This window comes from Paenibacillus albiflavus (assembly GCF_004344915.1).
GTDB classification, from domain to species: Bacteria; Bacillota; Bacilli; order Paenibacillales; family NBRC-103111; genus Paenibacillus_AM; species Paenibacillus_AM albiflavus.
The window spans coordinates 64,247-86,067 of the sequence record NZ_SKFG01000018.1 but is presented as its reverse complement, the minus strand read 5'-3'; the positions used below and the strand labels follow the sequence as shown (position 1 = coordinate 86,067).

Sequence of the window (21,821 nt, the reverse complement as noted above, 5' to 3'; positions counted from 1 at the left end):
GTCCGTTTCTTTAGGAGATGTACTAGTCTTGTATTCCATATTAAGGCAAGCAGGTGATGGATGATGCCGAGTGAACAGCTCGTAGTAGAAATGCGAGGGATTACAAAAAGATTTCCTGGGATTATAGCGAACGATTCCATTAGCTTCAAGGTTAGAAAAGGTGAGATTCATTCTCTGTTGGGCGAGAATGGAGCAGGTAAATCCACATTAATGAATATTCTGTTCGGATTATATCAGCCTGATGAAGGTGAAATTTATATTAATGAACAACAGGTTAATATTACGGACCCAAGTATCGCCATTAATCTTGGCATTGGGATGATTCATCAGCATTTTATGTTAGTAGAACCGTATACGGTAGTTGAGAATATTATTCTTGGCGCAGAGCCAGTAAATGGATTAACGATTAATTATCGCAAGGCAAGACAGAAAGTGATGGAGCTGTCAGAGAAGTATGGGCTCCATGTGGAACCGGATCAACTCATTAGCGACATATCGGTAGGTATGCAGCAGCGGGTTGAAATTTTGAAAACGCTTTATCGTGGTGCAGAAATTTTGATCTTTGATGAACCGACAGCCGTGCTTACCCCGCAAGAAATTGAAGACTTGATTCATATAATGCATAACCTTGTGAACGAGGGTAAAACGATTATTTTGATTACCCATAAGCTCAAGGAAATTATGGCAGTAAGCGATAATGTTACGATTATTAGACGTGGCAAGGTGATTGATAGTGTAGCGACTAGCGAGACGACGACTGATGAGCTGGCTGCTAAGATGGTTGGCCGTAAGGTTAGTTTCAGCGTAGATAAGAAGGATGCAGAGGTTGGAGATGCGATTCTCCAGGTATCTAATGTAGTAGCTAAGGATAACCGTGGCATTCCAGCGCTCAAAGGGATATCTTTTGAAGTGAAAAGCGGTGAAATTCTTGGACTCGCGGGTGTCGATGGCAATGGTCAGCGAGAACTGATTGAGGTATTAACAGGTCTTAGAAAGCTGGAATCAGGAGAAGTCAAACTGCGTGGGGAATCGATAACGCATGCGAAGCCACGTCAGATTTCGGAAGATAAGGTAGCTTATATTCCTGAGGATCGCCAGAAGCGCGGACTTGTACTAGATTTCAGCGTTGCTGAGAATATGGTGCTAAAGGACTATTATAAGCAACCGTTTAGCCATAAGGGCTTTCTCAACTACGATAAGATCAATGAGCATTCGAAGAAATTAATTGCGGAATATGATGTGCGTACGCCAGACGAGCTAACAGCAGCAAGAGCATTGTCAGGCGGCAACCAACAGAAGGTCATTATCGCACGCGAGGTGGATAGCGATCCTGATTTGCTGATTGCAACACAGCCGACACGTGGACTTGATGTTGGAGCAATTGAATTCATTCATAAGAAATTAATCGAGCAAAGAGACAAAGGCAAAGCAGTGCTGCTGTATTCACTAGAGTTAGATGAAATTATGAATCTATCAGATCGCATTGCAGTTATTTATGAAGGCAAGATCGTCGGGATTTTAGATCCGAAGGAAACGACCGAGCAAGAGATCGGATTAATGATGGCAGGCAGCAATTCTCAAGGAACAGGTGGGACGGTATGAATAAAATAGCACGATTGATCGTCAAAGATAGCACCTTGGTTCCAATCGTATCTATCCTTATAGGTTTACTATTAGGCGCCATAGTTATGTTGATTGGCTCTTATAATCCGATCTTGGCTTATGCATCTTTATTTGAATATGTTTTTGGCAGCATGAATAGCATAGGTGAAATGATCAGACAGATGACTCCGCTGATCTTTACTGGACTAGCGGTTGCATTCGCCTTCCGCACAGGTCTATTTAACATCGGGGCTGAAGGGCAGTTCATGATGGGGATGCTGGGAGCGACCTTTGTAGGCGTAACCTTCCAAATGCCATGGTTCCTACATGTGCCGCTTGCACTTATTGTGGGTGGAGTAATGGGAGGACTGTGGGGCGTCATAGCGGGATACCTCAAAGCACAACGCGGCGTTCACGAAGTCATTTCGACCATTATGCTCAACTGGATTGCCTTATATTTAGGCAATTATATCGTGAAGAAATTTTTCTTGGAACCGAACCAAATGCGTTCCAAATACATAGCTGATAGCTCATGGCTCAACTCCTCCACTGTAACATCCTGGTTCGATGGGGCACGCATTCATTTTGGTATCTTGATTGCCATAGCATTAGCAGTTGTGTTCTATATCGTGCTCTGGAGAACGAAGCAGGGATATGAGCTTCGAGCGGTTGGAATTAATCCACATGCATCCGAATATGCAGGTGTGAATGTCAAAGCAAATATCGTCAAGGCGATGTTCTATAGTGGTATTTTTGCAGGTGTAGGCGGGGTGTGTGAAATACTTGGCGTATTCCACTATCAAGCGGTTAACTCTGCTTTCCCTGGATACGGGATGCTCGGCATCGCTGTCGCCCTAATAGGCCGCAACAGCGCAATAGGCACAGTGCTCGGAGCGCTTCTGCTAGCTGTATTTACTTATGGGGCTGCAGGTATTAAATTCGGCGCCGGCGTGCCGGAGGAATTGATTAACATCGTCGTTGCCATCGTGATATTCTTCGTGGCAGCAAGCGAAATGGTCAAACTATTACTTCGATTTAAGAAAAGAAAGGAGTAGGTGATAGCGATGGAATGGCTTCAGCTTTCGAGTGAAATTATTCATAATACGATCGTATATGCGACAGCGCTAGTGCTAGCCATGCTGGGCGGCTTGTTCTCAGAGCGATCAGGTGTGACGAACATTGCCTTGGAAGGTTTAATGATTGTCGGAGCATTTACCTCTGCGATTATCGCCTACTTTGCAGAGACTAGCTTGCAGCTTGGCGCTATGGCGCCTTGGCTTGGCTTAATTGCTGCGATCATTGCAGGGATTATTTTCTCCTTGCCGCATGCAGTAGCATCAGTCACGTTCCGTGCGGACCAAGTTGTCAGCGGGGTTGCTCTTAACTTTCTTGCTATTGGTTTAACGCTTTATATTTCCAAAATTATTCTTAATGGTTCTGCTCAGACGCCGACTCTGCAAAATGTGTTTAGCAAATGGGCTATACCGTTTCTATCTGATATTCCTTATCTAGGCAATGCTATTTTTACGATGTATCCGACGAGCTTTTTGATGTTTGCTATTGTAATTGCATCTTGGTTTGTTCTATACAAAACAAGATTCGGGTTACGTCTACGTGCGGTAGGTGAGCATCCGAAGGCAGCCGATTCTGTAGCTATCAATGTATTTAAAATGAGATACATTGGTGTTATGATGAGTGGAGCGTTAGCAGCTTTAGGTGGGGCAACTATTGTTCTAACGACAACGAGCAATTTTTCCCATAATACGATATCAGGCCAAGGGTATATTGCACTTGCAGCCTTGATCTTTGGTAAGTGGCGCCCGATCGCTGGGATGTTCGCCGCCCTATTTTTCGGTATTGCGTCAGCACTTAAGCCCGTTTTCCAGATCCATGGATTAACGGATTATATACCTGTTGATTTTATTTATATTTTCCCATACGCACTTACGCTCCTCGTGCTAGCTGGATTCGTTGGCAAGACAGTCGGTCCTGCTGCTAATGGTATTCCTTATCAAAAAGGGAATAGGTGATGCTCGAATTTGACTTCTAGAAATGCGGTGATATTGAATGAGTGAGGAAGACAAGCTAAGAAAAATGATTGCAGTTGCTCAGTTATACTATCAACTCGACTATAGTCAGCAAGATATTGCGAGAAAACTGAATGTATCCAGACCAACGATTTCGAGGCTTCTGCAACAAGCCAAGACCGAAGGAATTGTCCAGATCAAAATTATGGATCGTGCGGATGACAGTGAGCAGATTGCAGCAGAACTGAAGAGGAAATTTTCACTCGATAAAGTTATAGTAGTTCCAGTTCCGCAAAATGAAGAACGAACTATCAAGCAATATCTTGGTGAAGCGACAGCGGAATATTTGTATCATAATGTTAAAGATGAAGATACGATTGCAACCTCATGGGGAACTACGTTGTATCAGGTAGCACTTCACCTGCGGAATAAGTATGTCAACAATGTAAAGGTTGTTCAGCTAAATGGTGGCGTAAGCTATTCGGAAATCAACACATATGCACATGAGATTATGCAATTATTCGGAGCTGCATTTAACTCGAGTCCGTATTATTTGCCTTTACCGGCTATTGTGGATAATCCGCTTGTCAAAGAGACGATTGAATCGGATCGGCATATACGCAATGTGCTTGACTTAGGCAAAAGCGCGAATATTGCGCTATTCACCGTTGGAATCCCGACTGCAGATTCAGTGCTTATCAACACGAATTATTTTTCTGAAGAAGATCTTCAGATGATCTACTCCGATGCTGTTGGTGATATTTGTTCCCGATACATCGATATGGAGGGTCAAATTTGCAGTGAAGTGCTTAACAGTCGTACGATCGGAATCGACCCGACCGAATTGTCCAAGAAGGAGCAATCCATTCTCGTTTGTGGTGGTCCTAAGCGAGTTGGAGCATTGCATGGCGCACTCCAAGGCAGGTATGCCAACATCTTAATAACGGATTACTTTACGGGTCAGTCACTTCTTAGCAAAGAGGACTAAGCTCAGATTTAACTAGTAACGATTCATTTCGTTACTAGTTTTTCCTTTTTTTAGATCAACCTTTTTTTATAAAAATGTTTTATAATGTAAGCGATAACAATTTAAATAGTGTGACAATTGTCACATACGAATAATTCACCTCTATGTAGAATAAAGATTGTAGAGAGGCTGTTCAAGATTAATTTACTAGATAAAGACAGTGGAAACTACGTTTAAAAAAACTTGTGAAAATATTCACAAGCGACGCCTTTAATTATTACCCATATTGGAGGAGAGAACATGGCTACTGAAACTGTTAAAGTGGTTGCTAAGGAAGTATCTGCAGAAGAACAAATTAATGATTTGGTTCAAAAAGCAAAGAAAGCACTCGGAGAATTCATGGCACTAGATCAAGAGCAAATTGATAATATCGTTCATGCAATGGCTATTGCTGGACTGGATAAGCATATGGTACTTGCTAAACATGCACATGAAGAAACTGGACGCGGTGTTTACGAAGATAAAATCATTAAAAACATTTTTGCTACTGAATATGTCTATCACAGTATCAAGTACGATAAAACGGTTGGCGTAATCGAAGACAATCCATATGATAACTGTCAGAAAATTGCTGAGCCCGTTGGTATCGTTGCAGGGGTAACACCTGTTACGAATCCTACCTCCACAACAATGTTCAAGTCATTAATTTCAGTGAAAACTCGTAATCCAATTATTTTCGCATTCCATCCATCTGCACAGCAAAGTTCCGCAGCAGCGGCTAAGATCGTTCGCGATGCAGCGATTGCAGCAGGTGCTCCTGAGAACTGTATTCAATGGGTAGAAACACCTTCCATTGAAGCAACTAACGCACTTATGAATCATCCGAATGTCGCGCTTGTTCTAGCAACTGGCGGATCAGGAATGGTTAAGGCAGCTTACTCGACAGGTAAACCTGCTCTTGGCGTAGGACCAGGTAACGTGCCATGCTTCATTGAGAAATCTGCTAACATTGAGCAAGCTGTAACAGACTTAATTTTGTCCAAAACCTTTGATAACGGTATGATTTGCGCTTCGGAGCAATCCGTTATTATTGAGAAGCCTATATATGACGAAGTCAAAAAATTATTGATCGCCAAAGGCTGCTACTTCACTAATAAAGAAGAGACAGCTAAGCTGGCAGATCTGGCGATCAAACCTGATTCTTGCGCGGTTAATGCAAACATTGTAGGTCAATCTGCTTATAAGATTGCCGAATTGGCTGGCATTAAAGTGCCACAAGATACGAAAATTCTTATAGCGGAAATCGAGGGAGTAGGTCCTAAATTCCCGTTATCCGCAGAGAAATTATCACCTATTCTAGCTTGCTATAAAGTTAATTCTGCTGAAGAAGGTATTACCCGAGCAGTAGAAGTTGTTACATTCGGCGGTATGGGGCATTCATCTGTTATTCACAGCAATAATGATGCTGTAATCGAAGAGTTCGGCAATCGTCTGCAAACGGGACGTATTATCGTGAACTCCCCATCCACACACGGTGCAATCGGTGATATTTATAATACGAACCTGCCTTCACTTACACTTGGCTGCGGTTCTTATGGTGGTAACTCAACAGCATCTAATGTTACGGCGGTGAATTTAATTAACGTGAAACGTGTAGCACATCGTACAGTAAATATGCAATGGTTTAAAGTGCCTAACAAGATCTATTTTGAGAAAGGTTCGTCCCAATACCTTGCCAAAATGCCAGACATCAGTCGCGTATTCATTGTAACAGACCCAATGATGGTAAAGTTAGGCTATGTTGCTAAGCTTGAACACTGGCTTCGCAAGCGTCAAACACCGGTTTCCATTGAAATTTTCTCGAGTGTTGAGCCGGATCCATCTGTTGAAACCGTTAATCGCGGTACAGAAATGATGAATTCGTATAAGCCTGACTGCATCATCGCACTAGGTGGTGGTTCAGCAATGGACGCAGCGAAAGCGATGTGGTTGTTCTATGAATACCCAGACACCGACTTCAATGACCTTAAACAAAAATTTATGGACATCCGTAAACGTGTATACAAATATCCGCGTCTAGGTCAAAAAGCCAAATTCGTAGCTGTTCCAACAACTTCGGGTACAGGCTCAGAGGTAACTTCCTTTGCGGTTATTACAGATAAAAAAGAAGGTCACACCAAGTATCCGCTAGCAGATTATGAGCTAACACCAGATGTAGCGATTATTGATCCGGAGTTTGTATATACGCTGCCAAAAGGAGCAGTCGCTGATACAGGTATGGACGTATTAACGCATGCAATTGAAGCTTATGTATCCGTTATGGCAAATGACTACACAGATGGACTTGCGATCAAGGCTATACAGCTCGTATTTGAGAACTTAGAAAAATCGTATAAAGACGCAGATCCAGTCGCTCGCGAGAAAATGCATAATGCATCAACAATCGCAGGTATGGCATTTGCGAATGCATTCCTAGGTATTAACCACTCACTAGCTCATAAGTGGGGCGGAGAATTCCATACACCACATGGTCGTACGAATGCCATCTTAATGCCGCATGTGATTCGTTACAATGCGCAGAAGCCGACGAAATTCGCTTCTTTCCCGAAATATGATCATTTTATAGCAGATAAGCGTTATGCCGAAATTGCACGTGTCCTTGGGCTTCCAGCACGTACAACAGAAGAAGGGGTTAACTCCTTAATCAAGGCAATCCGTGAATTGAATGCGAAATTGAATATCGCTGAAACGTTCGAGAAAGAAGGAATTGATGCAAAGGAATTTGAAGCTAAGGTAGAATATTTGGCAGACCGCGCATTTGAAGATCAATGTACAACTGCTAACCCACGTATGCCGCTTGTTAAAGAGCTTGTCGAAATTTACAGAAATGCATACTACGGAAAATTCTAAATTTATTTTAAAAAATGAACCGTGCAGACAACATTCTGCACGGTTTTTGCGTCTAATAGATTGTAGAGAATTTTTACAGGTGTAATCATTTCGTAAATCTTTGGATTACACAATATTTTATGATAAGGCATATGGGGAAATGTGGGGGAGATTATATGAAATTGAAATCGGTCTTAATAGGTTGTACATTAGTACTTGTCGTTTTTTTTATGAGTGGATTTAGTACAAAGGCTGAAGCGCAGAATGTGATAGGGAAACAGCCACAAATCAAACAAGTTGCAGCTACCACAGTGAAAGTTGCACAAGTGAGTTCAAAGCCATCTGTACCTGTAGCTGAACAGGTAAAGAAAGTTGCTCTAACTTTTGATGATGGTCCTGATCGCAAATACACGAAGAAGGTTTTAGAAATACTGAAAGACAAAGGCGTTCATGCGACATTTTTCGTTGTTGGCAAACAAGTTAAACTGTATCCTGATATGCTGAAGGAAATCGCTGAAGAAGGGCATGCCATTGGCAATCATTCCTGGGATCATAAGGATTTCACAAAGATCACGAATGAGCAAATGAAGCAGCAGATCGCCAAGACAGATCAAGTAATTAAAGATGCTATTGGAACGAGTACGACTTGGTTCAGAGCGCCTTACGGGGCTAAGAACAAGCAAGTAAAGGACACGATTACGAAGTCGGGCAACCAGGAGATTGGCTGGACGGTTGATACGAGAGATTGGGCAGGAACGTCAAGTAAGCAGATGCTGGCTAACGTCAAGAAAAATTTGAAGCCAAATGGTATTATTCTGATGCATAGCTTTGGCGGCAAGGGCGGAAAGCTTGATAATACGATTGAATTTTTACCCCAATTAATAGATTATTTACAAAAAGAGAACTATACAATTGTTACGATACCTGAGCTTTATGCGAAGGAGTAAGGAGATGCAATGCAGCACAGATTACGCGTATTGATTATCGTACTTCTATTATTTCTTACAGGCTGTGATATCCAAAAGCATCCTGAAGATTTAATGCGTGCACCTGCACTTACTGGGGAAATGAATCAATTGCATAAAGCAATAATGAATTATTTACCTGCAGATGCTCAAATTTATATACCTTTAAATTCGGAGAATGCGGTAGCAATAGGGGAAGTTGATCTCAATAGTGACGGGATCATGGAAGCTTACGCTACTTATAGTTTAAAAGTGAATAACAAGACAATCCATGGCGTTATTCTGCTTAAACAATCGAGCGATAGCTGGACCAAACTGAATCAGATCGAAATAAATTCGGATGAGCTGGATTTCATACGATTTGCTGATCTGGCTAATGATGGCCAATTGAAGATCATGATTGGTAGTGTCATATCGACAGATGAAAATAAAATTTTGCATATTTATGGAAATGATATACAAGAATTTCGCAAAATTGCAGAACTGCCTTATGCGCAAATGGAAGTTGGCAATCTGAATAATGATCCTGTTCCCGAAATTATTATTCTAAACAATAATCGTTTTGAAATGACTGCAGATGCGAGTGTGTATCAATACGATGGAAGAGCAATGGTTTTGCTGGATAAACTACCGCTAGATGGCAGTATAAATGGTTATAGTGATGTAAAGTTTGGGAAAGCATCAAGCTCTGTAAATGGTGTATTTATTGAAGCGGGGGTGGGTGCACACTCCGCTTATTCCATATTGCTTATTATGAAGGATGGTAAACTGCAGGATGTTTTTGGTACTGCTAAGCCAGACGGAGGGTGGATCCCCTTCATTCCTCGATCTACTTATCCAGAAGATGCGAATCATGACGGGATTATTGAAATCCCTCTACTTGAAGAATTAACGCCTGATGCAAGCTATGCCGAAATGGCGTTTCGGACGGTGTGGAATAAGTGGGATGGGCAAACCGGACTGATCCCTGCGTATTATACTTATGATGATTATGGTGCGGGGTATTCTTTAACGCTTCCGAATTCATGGAAATCCAATCTGCAAGTAAGTGGAGAGCATGATCCATTTGAAGAAACGACATTCTTTTATGTGAATGAACGTGGTCGGAAGATCGCAGATTTAGCTTCTATTCGATATTACGATAATGTGTTAAACCAGGAAGATATTGAACGTAAACTACAGCAATCGAAGCTGCACTATCAAATTCTTGGTATGAGATATAATCGATTATTTGTTGGCATTATTCCTGATGAAGCTAGTCAAGCTGCTAATTTGTCTCCCAAGGAGCTGGAGAAGCTCAAAGAGATGAGGATTGATCTTGCCTATTTACTTGAACATATTGAACTAACTGAGAGGTAAAGATTGAAAGGGGTAAAGATTTGGAACTTAAAGTACTATTGCTAGAGGATGAGGAGTCGATCCGAGGATTTGTCACGATTAATTTGAAAAGAGTCGGGTATCAGGTGATTGAAGCTCATACAGGTGAAGAGGCTATAAAACTGATGGAACAACATCCTGATATTCAAATTGCTTTGCTTGATGTAATGCTGCCAACCTCGATTACTGGGTTCGATGTATGTGAGATTCTTCGCCGCAAATATCCGCGAGTGGGGATCATTATGCTGACTGCCAAAGGGCAGGATCAGGATAAAGTCAAGGGATTGGAGCTAGGTGCAGATGATTATGTAACCAAGCCTTTCTCGCCTACAGAGCTAATGGCAAGAATTAATTCATTAAGCAGGCGATTACAGCTTATCGTCAAAGAAGAGCCAGAGCCGCAGGAGCTCAAATCGGGTCCCTTTGTTTTATCGCTTGATGAACATGTATTGTGGAAGAACGCTGCAGAGATTACGCTAACCCCGACGGAGTTCCAAATTATGCAGCTTTTAATGGAATCACCTAACAAAACGATTACTCGTGATGAAATTCTGGATAAGGTATGGGGAAGACATTTTGTCGGCGATTTTAAAATTGTGGATGTGAATATAAGGCGGATACGTCAAAAAATAGAGAATGACCCTTCAAGCCCTGAGTTTATTTGTACGGTGTGGGGAAGCGGTTATATATGGAAGAAGGAGACCGATGAGAAGCATCAAGAGTAGGGTGATCTTATATTTTGTGATCATCATCTTATTTGTCGTTGTCATTCTCGGATCTCTATTTATGGGAACCGTTTGGCAGTATTACTATGGTAGTGTTACAAGAAGCTTAGCTGTCAAATCAAGTTATTCCATCTCGTTCTACAATAAAAATTTGGAGTATGCTTCACTTGCTCAAAAATCGCGATTTATTATTGAAAACAGTCCCGCAGATCAAGAAGTACGCACTGAAATTATCGATCTTGATGGAACAGTAGTGATGGAATCGTATGGGATTCATTCCATGGCTAAGGTGAAGACACCTGATGTTAGAGCTGCTTATAAAGGAGAGCAAGGTACATGGATCGGTAATAATGAGGAAACTGGAGAGAAAACTTTAGCCTTATCCAGTCCATTAATGGAGGATGATCGTGTTGTTGGCGTGTTACGCTATTCAACCTCACTTGAACTGCTCGAACAAACGTTATGGAAGTACTTCTTCCTCACGTCTGCGATCGGTCTGGGAGTTGTCGCGCTATCTATTGCAGCCTCGTTATTTATGACAGGAACGATTGTCAAACCTATTCGCGAGTTAACTGCTGTAGCTAAGGCTTTCGCTAGAGGCGAATATAAGATAAAAGCTGTGAAACGGCATCCGGACGAGATTGGAGAACTTGCTGATACAATGAACTATATGAGCAGTGAAATACTGCGGAATGAACAGATTAAGAACGATTTTATTTCTTCCATTTCGCATGAACTTAGAACGCCTCTTACGGCAATCAAGGGCTGGAATGAAACACTCGTTTCTGGAGATGGTCATAATCAAGAGGAAACACAAATGGGGCTTCGAATTATTGCACAAGAAACAGATCGATTAATTGGATTAGTTGAAGACTTGCTTGATTTCTCCAAACTTCAGTCTAGAGCGATTCAATTTCAGCCTGAAGAGGTCGAGTTGAATCATATCGTGGAGGAAGTAAGCAGGCAGTATACCGCAGCATGTGCGGCTCGAAACTTAAATCTAGTAGTTCATTTAAACGCTGAACCACTAAGAACGATCGGAGAATATAATCGGTTAAAACAAATCTTGATCAATCTTGTGGATAATGCGATAAAGTTTACACCCGAAAATGGTTCGATCGAGCTTGCGACAGTGGAGACGCCGTCCATGTATGAGATCCATGTAAAGGATTCAGGTGAAGGGATTCCGCCAGAGGATTTGAAATACGTCAAGGATAAATTTTTTAAAGGCTCGAGTCGTCGTTCAGGCAGCGGGTTAGGATTATCGATATCTAATGAGCTTGCCCGGCTTCATGGTGGACAAATAGACATACGTAGTGTACTTGGTGAAGGTACCGAGGTCATCATATTGCTACCGAAGAGAATAGAAGGATAACATAAAAAAGCTCTTACGCCATACTTATAGCGTAAGAGCTTTCTCAGTATTATAAGATTTTGTTACACGCCCAGTTGCTTCAAGAAGGAGATTCTTCCGTCTTGAAACTCCTGGGATTTTTGATTAAATTCATGCATTAATTTAGTAACTTCAGTAAAAGAGCGATTGCGCTCAGCAACTTGATTATTAATCTGCTTTAAGTTGGATGATTTATCATTCAGCATTTGATAGAGCTTATCATCCAACTCTAGACCGCTCATATATTGATTATATAAATTAATAAAAACTTCATCACGAGATTTATATAGATCAATCAATTTATGACCTTGCTCGCTCTCTTCAATCGATTTTATTCGATTAACTTCTTTTTCCAGGCTGTTCATGTTTTCGCTTGCTGCTAGCAAAGCATTCTGAGCTTCGGCGAGAACGGATCTGCGCTCTTCAATTGTTTGTAGTGCATCTGATATAGAGCTTTTTGCATTTAGATAATCTTTCTTGCCTTCGGTGAGGATATTATCATAAGTTTGCTTATCCTTCGTTTCAAGCTGTGTTATTTGTTTTAAATAGCCGCTGAACTTCTGTTCAAGTACCATGTGTTCATTCAGAAGAGTGACTGCATTATCTTTGGCTTTATCGCTACACCCACCTAAAATAGCAAGCGATAGCAGCAGCAAAGCGACGCTTATATTAACTCGTTTCATCATTTGATCTCCTATAATCTGTTGTCTTTCTGGAAGTTGACTACAATATGCGAATCCGGATGATAGGCTTCAAGTTCATAGCCTCGTGAATGCAATAAATTGATAATTTCTGGCATCGCATCGATCGTTTGTTGTTTCTCATGGAATAACAAAACTTCAACGTTACGGCTAAGTTGTTTTCGAACTTCATTCACGACTGACTTAGGCTTGTTTGAAAATCTCCAGTCATTGGAGTCTATTGTCCAATCCCACATTTTAAACCCTGCTTTAACAATGGCATCTCGAAATGTTGGACCAATCTGTGGTGCACTACCGTAAGGAGCGCGAATTAAGGTTGGCTTATATCCAACAATACTTTCGACAATTTCCTGATCTTCAGTAAATTCTTTGATAAAGTTACTAGGTCCACCACTACGATATAAGGTTTTGTGGTCATGTGTCATACTGTGCAAGCCTGGATAATGACCTTCCTTCTCCATCCGCTCTACAACATCTCGATGACTCAAAACATTAGGCCCTAGCATGAAGAAAGAAGCTTGGACGTTTTGTTGTTTTAACACGTCTAGTAGCTTCTCCGTATATTTGCTAGGACCATCATCGAAAGTAATATAAGCAATTTTACGCACTTTACCATTGTATTCGAGAGCCGTAGGCTTGGATAGCTCCATGTCGTCGAAGCTAGCAACAGATTGTGTTAGCTGCTGATCTCTTGGAATGCTCGGTTGACTTGATGCCGACGACAATGGGGAAAACATCCAGATTAAGCTTGCACTAATTCCAATACAGAGTACAGAAATTGTGGATCGTTTGACTAGTTTACGCTTTTTGTTTGGTCTTGGTGTCAAATAGGGTTGCATTTCTTGTTGTCCTTCCTGTCTATCTATTATCTAGTCATAGTTTATAGGATATTTGACCTAGAAGATTTACAGGAAAGTAACAACAACGGAATTATTGTGCTTTTTGCTCTTTTTGCTTGAGTTCGTTAAGAATGGTTTGAGCTGCAAGTCTAGCGGATGAGAATGCACGTTCAGCAAGTTCACCCTTACCTTCACAGCCGTCACCACAGAATAAGAACGGTACATTCTCTACTTTAGTCGGCAATAGGTTATTGGAGTTGATGTTCTTAACTGATGCTACCATCGCACGTTTGGAGACACGCTTCACCGCGACAGCCTCTTGCCAACCTGGATAATAAGTGTCAAATAGCTTTTCCATCTGAATTTGCTTATTCTCCAGATAAGCTTTGCGATCTTCTTCATCTTCAAAGTTATCATTCAGATAGGCGATCCCTTGCAGCAATTGTCCGCCAATCGGTGTTAATGTATGGTCAGTTGCTGAGACGTCTGTAATAAACATTTTGTTATCCATATCAGAAATATAGCTGAATGGTCTAGCAACTACTTTATCAAGCCCAATGTCATAGACCATTACTTCAGTAGGCGTATTATTCTCATATGGAACGAAGAATGGCTCCCATGCAGTACCTTTGAGCAGCTTAATCACTTGTTGAACTGGCATAGCGAAGATGACTTTATCAAAAGCCATTTCTCTATTCTTCGTTGTAATTATATATTTGCGATCCTCGTAACGAATCGATTCAGCGGCTTCGCGCATCGTAATTTCGAAGCGGCCTGACGATTCCATTTTATCTTTGAGCTGATTCGTAATGACTGCCCAGCTTCCAAGTACATAACCAACAGGGTTTGCAGCTAGGAACAGGTTATGATAGTACTTGGATATCGAAGATCCTGGAACTTTACGGGCTTCTTCAGGTGTAATAAAGAAGTTCGAACAGACCAGATGCTCCCATAATTCCTTCACATCCTCGCTAGCGCCAGACTCCGCAAGGAAGTCGCCAAGGGTCGCGTAGTTTCGAAGATTGTGAATATTCGCCATAATGGCAGCGATTTCACCAACGAACCGCATTTTATCCTTCGTAATAAGAAGATTCGTTTTGACTAGGTTAACAAAATCAAGCGGTGCAGGTGTTAGTTGACCATTTTTCGCGTACATAACTCTTCGTTTATCGACTGATTTTGAGGAAAAGGAGAGGTTCAGCTCTTTCTCCATATCAGTCAAAATATGACGATCTATACCATAAAGTGCATGCGCGCCATAGTTTAGCGTGAATCCGGATTTCTCGTAAGTAAACGCTCTACCTCCAAGCTGAGGGCTTCGCTCAAATAGGATACCCTCGATATTTTTGTTCTCTGATAAATAAGCTCCAGCAGTTAGTCCTGCTAATCCACCGCCAATAATGGCAACCTTCATGCTGCATTCCTCCTTAGTTGCGATATCCAGATCTGTCATTAGGCCAACACCATCAACGCGTATACCTGCCCAAACCCAAGCTAAATTACTGCGTAATAAACTTGAAAGATCCTGCTCCTCGTTGCTAACCGAACACCATTTTAGGATCGTTCCTAAATAAGCAGTAGCTAGTAATTCTGCTTTATGTGGTTCAAGAAGCCAATAGCTGATTGCGCTTCTGAGCTTTACATTAAATTCTTGCTGTATTTCTTGTGCTGTTTTATTCTGTAAAGAAAGAGCGATCATTGAACGCATTAGCCGAGGGTGTTCATTTATATTAGACGCTAAGTCTAGAAAAAGCCGATTAATATGACCTTCAAGAGACATAATTTTCGTTGGCGTAACTTTTTGCCACTGCTCAATGGTTTCCAGTTGTTTACGAGTCATTTCCCACAATATTTCGTCTTTGGATTCGAAATAATGATAGAAAGTTCCTTTGGAGATAGCCGCTTCTGCGATAATTTCATCGACAGACACATGCTCATAGCCTTTTTCTATAAACATCCGCATGGCAGTGTCGATCACAATTTTACGTTTTTTTTGTGTATCAGCACGCATATAACGTTTCATTAGCATCACCTCTCAGACATTTCACTATTATCAGTGTATTCCAAGTAAACGAAATCGTCTACACTAAATTAGACTAATAGTCTAACTTTGCGGTTTGGAGACAAATCCGCTAAAATGAATGTATTGAATCTGAGGAAAGGAAGATGAGTATGGATTGTATTTTTTGTAAAATAGTAGATGGTTCGATCCCTGCTAACAAAGTGTTCGAGAATGAAGAAGTGCTTGCTTTCCATGATATTAATCCAGCTGCGCCAGTCCATGTAGTAGTGATCCCGAAGAAGCATATTGCTTCACTTAACGAGGCAGAAGACGATGATTGGGCAATTATGGGGGAAATTCAGCGCGCGGCACGTAAAGTGGCCGAGGAGCTGGATATTGCAGATACGGGATACCGCATTGTTAACAATTGCGGCAAGAACGGTGGACAGGAAGTATTCCATATTCATTATCATCTGCTCGGTGGTGCTAGATTAGCTCCGCTAGGCGTTGCTAAATCACATAAATAATCGATACATAGCATTATAGGCAGGATTCATAAGAGACAACATGGAGATGTGGATGATATCACTAAAAAAGGAAGTGAAGTAATGTTGACACGACCTTTGATTTTCACATATAATGTAGTTTGATGAACCGCTTTGTCTTGGACGGTCTGTTCGGAGGGAGGGAAAACTGGTGTCGGAAACTCGCGTTCGTAAGAATGAAACTATAGATGCTGCACTTCGTCGTTTTAAGCGTACCATCGCTAAAGATGGCGTATTAGCAGAGGTTAAGAAACGCAAACACTATGAGAAGCCTAGCGTTAAGCGCAAAAAGAAATCTGAGGCTGCTCGCAAAAGAAAGTTCTAGGAGGATTTTAAGTTAAATGAGCTTAAGCGAACGATTGAACGAGGAAATGAAGCAAGCGATGAAGAGTCAGGACAAGTTTAAACTCTCCGTAATTCGTATGGTTCGAAGCGCGATCAAGAACATCGAAATTGATCAGCGCAAAACTTTAGATGACAATGAAGTGCTTGAAGTTCTGAGTCGTGAGATCAAACAACGCAAAGATTCCCTCCAAGAATTTAGTAAGGCTGGTCGTGATGACCTAACTGTTAATCTGGAAGCAGAGATAGCTATTCTCATGGAGTACTTGCCGCAGCAATTAACAGAGGAAGAAGTTAAAGCTATCGTACAGCAGACGATCCAAGAAGTGGGCGCTTCCTCTAAAGCGGATATGGGAAAAGTGATGGGCGCTCTTATGCCGAAGGTTAAAGGCAAAGCTGATGGTAAGATTGTTAATCAGTTTGTTCAACAGTTACTTTCTTAAACAATTGTATCAAGAAGACCGACGAGGAAATTATTCCTTTTCGGTCTTTTTTGTATGTAAGCGACATTTATTGAAACGACTCGACAAATAATACGTATACATAAACAGGAGATAGACAGAAGGAGGATCGAGCTGGAATGGATACTTTAGTGAATATGTTAACATCTCCAATTCTGTGTATATTGCTGTTATACATCGGTACGATGGGTATTGTGCTCGAGATGCTTTTTGTGAAAAGGGGCTTATTTGCCATACTTGGATTTGCTAGCTTTGGCTTGTATTTTTGGGGCCAATTTGCGGCAGGATATGCATATTACAGCCATATTACTTTATTTGTGATCGGGATTGTACTCATCTTGCTGGAGCTAGTCGTCATCAACTTTGGAATCTCAGGTATAGCTGGCGGTATATGTATTTATGCAGGTATTGTGATGGCTGGTGGGGATTCGGATGACATTCGTTTTGCAATCGTGGCCGCATTACTGCTTAGCATCGTAACAGTGATTATCGCGATACGTTTTTTCAAGCAGCATATGACTTGGAATCGGTTTGTTCTGCGTGATCAGTTGACGACAGAAGAAGGCTACATCAGTTCACCTGATTATAGTTATCTATGGAAACAGCGCGGGATTGCGATCACACCGCTGCGACCAGCAGGAACTGTGATATTCGGTGAAGAGCGTGTAGATGTAGTGACGCAGGGTGATTTCATTCCGAGTGGGAGTGAAGTAGAGGTAACGCAGGTTGAAGGCGTACGGATTGTTGTTACACAGATTCATAAATAAGGTTGTTCGCTTTAGGAGGCGTTTAAATGGATCCGCAAATGTTTCAATTAATTATTATTGCATTAGTTCTAATTGCTGTTGTTATATTTTTTACATTTGTTCCTGTTATGCTTTGGATTTCAGCGCTAGCATCAGGTGTACGTGTATCGATTCTAACTTTAGTCGCGATGCGAATACGCCGCGTTATTCCTAGTCGAATTATTAATCCACAGATTAAAGCGACCAAAGCAGGAATAGGTTTAACGATCAATCAGCTTGAAAGCCACTTTTTATCCGGTGGTAATGTGGACCGTGTCGTTAATGCATTGATTGCAGCACATCGTGCGAATATTATGCTTGAATTTGAACGTGCTGCAGCGATTGATTTGGCAGGTCGTGATGTATTGCAGGCGGTACAAATGAGTGTAAACCCGCGTGTTATCGAGACACCGATTATATCTGCAGTTGCGAAGGACGGTATCGAGGTAAAGGTTATGGCTCGTGTTACGGTAAGAACCAATATTGATCGACTTGTCGGTGGTGCTGGTGAAGAGACAATCATTGCCCGTGTAGGTGAAGGTATTGTAACGACAGTGGGTTCAAGCTCATCCCATAAGGATGTTCTAGAGAACCCGGATTTGATCTCACGGACTGTACTCGATAAAGGTCTAGATGCAGGTACCGCGTTCGAAATTCTATCGATTGATATCGCGGATGTCGACGTAGGCAAGAATATTGGTGCGCATTTGCAGACTGATCAAGCGGAAGCAGACAAGCGCATTGCCCAAGCGAAAGCGGAAGAGCGCCGTGCGATGGCGGTTGCGAAGGAGCAAGAAATGAAGGCGAAGGTTGTGGAGATGCGTGCGAAGGTTGTTGAAGCAGAATCGCAGGTTCCACAAGCGATGTCTGATGCGCTTCGTTCAGGCAAGCTAGGTGTTATGGATTTCATGAACTATAAGAACATCGATGCGGATACGCAAATGCGCAGCTCGATCAGCAAAGTATCGGATACAGATAAAACGAGTGGAGAATAACTTCTATGGAGCAGTTACTTGATCTAATCGGTCATAATTTTGCCATCGTGATTATCGTAGTTAGTATTTTAGTTTCGCTCTTCTCTTCAAAGAAGAAGCCAAGCGGAAGCCGCCGGATGCCGTCATTTGGTGGGCAAGGCGACGAAGCAAGCAGCCGGAGCGCAACTGCAGGCGGCGAAGGACAAGCAGGCGGCGCCCAAGGTACGCCGTCGCTGTTTGACAGCGAGCCGCTGCCTAGGGCGGCTCGTAAGCGTGTTGCGCCAGCGGAGGAACGCCTCGGGCGTTCCGAGCATGCGACCATGTCGCCGCTGGCGGAGCCAATAGCGGAGCGCGCAGCGAGCTCCGCTAACGCTCAAGGCCGTTCATCTGCGAGGAACGGCCTTGAGGTAAACAAGCACGCCGTGTTACAAGGCGTGCTGTGGGGGGAGATTCTTGGCCCGCCACGCGCCAAGAAGAAGCAGATCCGTTAGCGTGCACGCTAACGTTAGAGCTGCCCTGTTCAGATCGGCTTATGCCGCTGAGCAGGGCAGCTTTATGTTTATATGGGATGAACACCCATTTTATAGTTGGACTTTCATAATCAGAGGTCTCCCTGCATAAGGTGTAAAAAGCCTATGCTTTGCAGGAGGTCTAGAACGATGCGTTTACCTCGTATATTTAATCAAATCGCAGCCAATATGCTTGATCTGCCACAAGACGTCGTTCACGACTTACCTCGTATTACGATGGTCGGCAATGTACAGCTTTATATCGAGAATCATCGTGGTGTGCTTCACTTTTCAAGCGAGCTGCTTAAATTGCAGTTGTCTAAGGGACAGGTTGAAGTGACAGGAGAGAATTTGGTCATTCGAGCGATTCTAACAGAGGAAGTTTTTATTGAAGGGTTAATCACAGGGGTTAAATATGTACCTTGATAATGGTCCTCTACATACATGGACGGTACAAGTAATTGGAGAAAATCGAATAGGGGGTAAACACAATGCAATCGCCGCTGTTCATGTGGATGCGAGGGTATGTTGGTGTGACAATTCGCAAGGGGCGTAGAGCCACGGCGGATAATGGACAAACGGGTCATTTATCCATTGAAGCGTTCTTGAATCATGCACTAACCAAATCGATGATGATATGGGATATTAAAGTCAATAAAAATGATACGGCTGAACTGAAGATCACATTAAGTGATTTTTTTCGGATGCGTCCGCTTTTATATCGGACAGGCTGTTTATTCCATGTAACGGAACGCAAAGGCGTACCATTTATGTTAAATAAACTAGGCAAACGCAAAATTTTTCTAGGAGGGGTAATCGCATTCGCTATTTCTCTCTATTTGTTATCTTCACTTGTCTGGCAAATTAATATATCGGGTAATGCGAAAATTACGAATACTCAAATTATGGATGCGGCTAATAAGGTGGGTCTTTATCGTTTACAATGGAAAATGAAGCTGGATGAGCCAAGCGAGCTCGCTCGTCAACTGCGGAACGAACTTCCTGATGCAGCCTGGATTGGTGTGGAGATCAAGGGGACGCATGTGAATATTCAAGTTGTAGAGGCACGCAAGCCTGATCCGAAGGCTCTTGTAGGTCCTCGGAATCTCGTTGCGTCTAAGAACGCGCTTGTAAGTGAAATTTATGCCCAAAAGGGAAAACCTTTAGTTAGAGCGAACAAATATGTGCGCAAAGGTGACATCTTGATCTCAGGATACATCGGTGATGAGACGAATAGCAAGCTGGTTGCTGCTGAAGGCAAGGTTAAGGGGTTAGTATGGTATACTTCAACTATTGAAACACCACTAAAAAAATATTATAAAGAGCTTACAGGTGAAACAAAAACGAGGGGTTATCTCGTCTTAGGTTCTAAAGCGATTAAATTATCGGGATATGGCAAAATTCCTTTTGAGCAATATGAGACAAGCCAGTCTCGGCAAACGCTTCAGCTAGGGAAGTTCATCCTGCCAGTCGGCTGGATTACGGAACGGCTGATGGACATGAATATCACGGAGCATTCTATTGATTTAAAGGAGGCGCGGGAAATCGGATTAGCCGAAGCTAGAGCCAAATTACTTGCTCAAGCTGGCCCAGAATCGAGGATTGTTTCTGAAAAAATTTTGCATGAGAAAACAGATAATGGTAAAGTTTATATGGAAGTACATTTTGAGGTGGAAGAATTGATTATGCAAGAACAACCTATTGCTACACAAGGAGAATGAGTATTGTTGACAGATACGAATAAAGGGCATGCCGTAAAAGTAAAATTGCAGAATCCTACTGAAGCACAAGAACTATTTGGCCCTCAGGACAAGTTCCTCAATATGATCGAAGAGCGGACAGAAGCGCAGATTAACACAAGAGATGCTGAAATTACGATACTCGGCACAATGAAAGAAACAGAATCTCTTAAACAATTGTTCGATGTTCTGCTTGAACTTATACGTGGTAATTATACGCTAACAGAACGTGATATTAGTTATGCGCTTGAGCTTGCTGAGCAGATGAGAGCAGATGAGCTGCTATCTTTATTCCGCGGAGAAATTACAACAACCAATAAAGGCAAACCGATTAGAGTAAAGACGATTGGTCAGAAACAATATGTTTCCTTAATTAATAAAAAGGATGTCGTATTCGGCATTGGTCCTGCCGGAACAGGCAAAACCTACTTAGCAGTCGTTCTAGCAGTTGCTAGCCTGAAAGAAAATAAAGTCAAACGAATTATTTTATCCAGACCAGCTGTTGAAGCAGGGGAGAGTCTAGGATTTCTGCCAGGAGATTTGCAGGAAAAGGTCGATCCTTATTTAAGACCGCTCTATGACGCGCTGTATGACGTATTAGGCGTTGATCAGGTAGGTAAGATGATTGAACGGGGTATAATTGAAATCGCGCCTCTGGCCTATATGAGAGGCCGCACATTAGATGATTCTTTTATTATTCTTGATGAGGCTCAGAACACCACACCGGAACAAATGAAGATGTTTTTGACACGTCTTGGCTTTGGATCCAAAATGGTCATAACAGGCGATATCACGCAGATCGATTTGCCACGGGGGAAATTATCAGGTCTAGTGGAATCTAACCGCATCTTGCGTGGAATCGAAGAGATCGGATTTATGTATTTTACAGAGCAGGATGTAGTCCGTCACTCACTCGTACAAAAAATTATTATGGCTTACAATGAAGAAGCGGAGAAGCAAGCGAAGTAGGCGGACGAAT

Annotated in this window: 21 protein-coding genes; 18 read left to right on the top strand and 3 right to left on the bottom strand. The window is 42.1% G+C overall.

Annotation, left to right across the window (positions count from 1 at the left end; translation table 11 throughout):
- Nucleotides 1-63 precede the first annotated feature (63 nt).
- From E0485_RS17040 to E0485_RS17000, 9 genes are all read left to right on the top strand, one after another.
- Nucleotides 64-1,602, top strand: a complete 1,539-nt coding sequence (locus tag E0485_RS17040) for an ABC transporter ATP-binding protein (RefSeq protein WP_132419297.1) — start codon at nt 64-66, stop codon at nt 1,600-1,602.
- A complete protein-coding gene (locus E0485_RS17035; RefSeq protein ID WP_132419281.1) occupies nt 1,599-2,657 on the top strand; it encodes an ABC transporter permease in 1,059 nt (352 codons plus the stop codon). Before E0485_RS17040 ends, E0485_RS17035 begins: the two co-directional genes overlap by 4 nt.
- 9 nt (nt 2,658-2,666) lie before the next feature.
- The gene (locus E0485_RS17030; protein WP_132419280.1) at nt 2,667-3,632 is read left to right on the top strand and encodes an ABC transporter permease; all 966 of its coding nucleotides are present in this window, start codon (nt 2,667-2,669) and stop codon (nt 3,630-3,632) included.
- A 37-nt stretch (nt 3,633-3,669) separates the two neighbouring features.
- The gene (locus E0485_RS17025) at nt 3,670-4,617 is read left to right on the top strand and encodes a sugar-binding transcriptional regulator (protein WP_132419279.1); all 948 of its coding nucleotides are present in this window, start codon (nt 3,670-3,672) and stop codon (nt 4,615-4,617) included.
- A 279-nt stretch (nt 4,618-4,896) separates the two neighbouring features.
- Nucleotides 4,897-7,506 (top strand): bifunctional acetaldehyde-CoA/alcohol dehydrogenase, encoded by a 2,610-nt coding sequence (gene adhE, locus E0485_RS17020; RefSeq protein ID WP_132419278.1) that lies wholly within the window; start codon nt 4,897-4,899, stop codon nt 7,504-7,506.
- A gap of 155 nt (nt 7,507-7,661) precedes the next feature.
- Nucleotides 7,662-8,432 (top strand): polysaccharide deacetylase family protein, encoded by a 771-nt coding sequence (locus E0485_RS17015; RefSeq protein ID WP_165921216.1) that lies wholly within the window; start codon nt 7,662-7,664, stop codon nt 8,430-8,432.
- A 9-nt stretch (nt 8,433-8,441) separates the two neighbouring features.
- Nucleotides 8,442-9,809, top strand: a complete 1,368-nt coding sequence (locus E0485_RS17010) for a hypothetical protein (RefSeq protein WP_132419276.1) — start codon at nt 8,442-8,444, stop codon at nt 9,807-9,809.
- 20 nt (nt 9,810-9,829) lie between these two features.
- Nucleotides 9,830-10,552, top strand: coding sequence for a response regulator transcription factor (locus tag E0485_RS17005; protein WP_132419275.1), 723 nt, complete (start codon nt 9,830-9,832; stop codon nt 10,550-10,552).
- The gene (locus tag E0485_RS17000; protein ID WP_165921215.1) at nt 10,533-11,927 is read left to right on the top strand and encodes a sensor histidine kinase; all 1,395 of its coding nucleotides are present in this window, start codon (nt 10,533-10,535) and stop codon (nt 11,925-11,927) included. The genes E0485_RS17005 and E0485_RS17000 overlap by 20 nt, the downstream gene beginning before the upstream one ends.
- Before the next feature lie 62 nt (nt 11,928-11,989).
- Here the strand turns inward: E0485_RS17000 and E0485_RS16995 are convergent, their stop codons facing one another.
- The 3 genes from E0485_RS16995 to E0485_RS16985 all read right to left on the bottom strand — a co-directional run bounded on the left by E0485_RS16995 (nt 11,990) and on the right by E0485_RS16985 (nt 15,508).
- Nucleotides 11,990-12,631, bottom strand: a complete 642-nt coding sequence (locus E0485_RS16995; protein ID WP_132419273.1) for a YkyA family protein — start codon at nt 12,629-12,631, stop codon at nt 11,990-11,992.
- An 8-nt stretch (nt 12,632-12,639) separates the two neighbouring features.
- Nucleotides 12,640-13,485 carry a polysaccharide deacetylase family protein gene (locus E0485_RS16990; protein WP_132419272.1) on the bottom strand — a complete coding sequence of 282 codons (846 nt, stop codon included), beginning with the start codon at nt 13,483-13,485 and terminating at the stop codon, nt 12,640-12,642.
- Between the two features lie 91 nt (nt 13,486-13,576).
- A complete protein-coding gene (locus tag E0485_RS16985) occupies nt 13,577-15,508 on the bottom strand; it encodes an FAD-dependent oxidoreductase (RefSeq protein ID WP_132419271.1) in 1,932 nt (643 codons plus the stop codon).
- A gap of 149 nt (nt 15,509-15,657) precedes the next feature.
- On the opposite strand from E0485_RS16985, the gene E0485_RS16980 reads away from it, so the two are divergent.
- From E0485_RS16980 to E0485_RS16940, 9 genes are all read left to right on the top strand, one after another.
- A complete protein-coding gene (locus E0485_RS16980; protein ID WP_132419270.1) occupies nt 15,658-16,014 on the top strand; it encodes a histidine triad nucleotide-binding protein in 357 nt (118 codons plus the stop codon).
- Between the two features lie 169 nt (nt 16,015-16,183).
- Nucleotides 16,184-16,357: a 30S ribosomal protein S21 gene (gene rpsU, locus E0485_RS16975; protein WP_132419269.1), complete on the top strand. Its 174-nt coding sequence runs from the start codon at nt 16,184-16,186 to the stop codon at nt 16,355-16,357.
- A gap of 16 nt (nt 16,358-16,373) precedes the next feature.
- Nucleotides 16,374-16,817 carry a GatB/YqeY domain-containing protein gene (locus E0485_RS16970; protein WP_132419268.1) on the top strand — a complete coding sequence of 148 codons (444 nt, stop codon included), beginning with the start codon at nt 16,374-16,376 and terminating at the stop codon, nt 16,815-16,817.
- A gap of 137 nt (nt 16,818-16,954) precedes the next feature.
- Nucleotides 16,955-17,602, top strand: coding sequence for an NfeD family protein (locus E0485_RS16965; protein ID WP_132419267.1), 648 nt, complete (start codon nt 16,955-16,957; stop codon nt 17,600-17,602).
- Nucleotides 17,603-17,628: 26 nt separating this feature from the next.
- Nucleotides 17,629-18,615: a flotillin-like protein FloA gene (gene floA / locus E0485_RS16960; protein WP_132419266.1), complete on the top strand. Its 987-nt coding sequence runs from the start codon at nt 17,629-17,631 to the stop codon at nt 18,613-18,615.
- Nucleotides 18,616-18,620: 5 nt separating this feature from the next.
- Nucleotides 18,621-19,085, top strand: a complete 465-nt coding sequence (locus E0485_RS16955; protein WP_132419265.1) for a hypothetical protein — start codon at nt 18,621-18,623, stop codon at nt 19,083-19,085.
- Between the two features lie 168 nt (nt 19,086-19,253).
- Nucleotides 19,254-19,529 carry a sporulation protein YqfC gene (gene yqfC, locus E0485_RS16950; RefSeq protein WP_132419264.1) on the top strand — a complete coding sequence of 92 codons (276 nt, stop codon included), beginning with the start codon at nt 19,254-19,256 and terminating at the stop codon, nt 19,527-19,529.
- 65 nt (nt 19,530-19,594) lie between these two features.
- A complete protein-coding gene (gene yqfD, locus E0485_RS16945) occupies nt 19,595-20,824 on the top strand; it encodes a sporulation protein YqfD (RefSeq protein WP_132419263.1) in 1,230 nt (409 codons plus the stop codon).
- A gap of 6 nt (nt 20,825-20,830) precedes the next feature.
- Complete coding sequence (locus E0485_RS16940; RefSeq protein WP_235857606.1) at nt 20,831-21,811, top strand: PhoH family protein; 981 nt, start codon at nt 20,831-20,833, stop codon at nt 21,809-21,811.
- Nucleotides 21,812-21,821 lie beyond the last annotated feature (10 nt).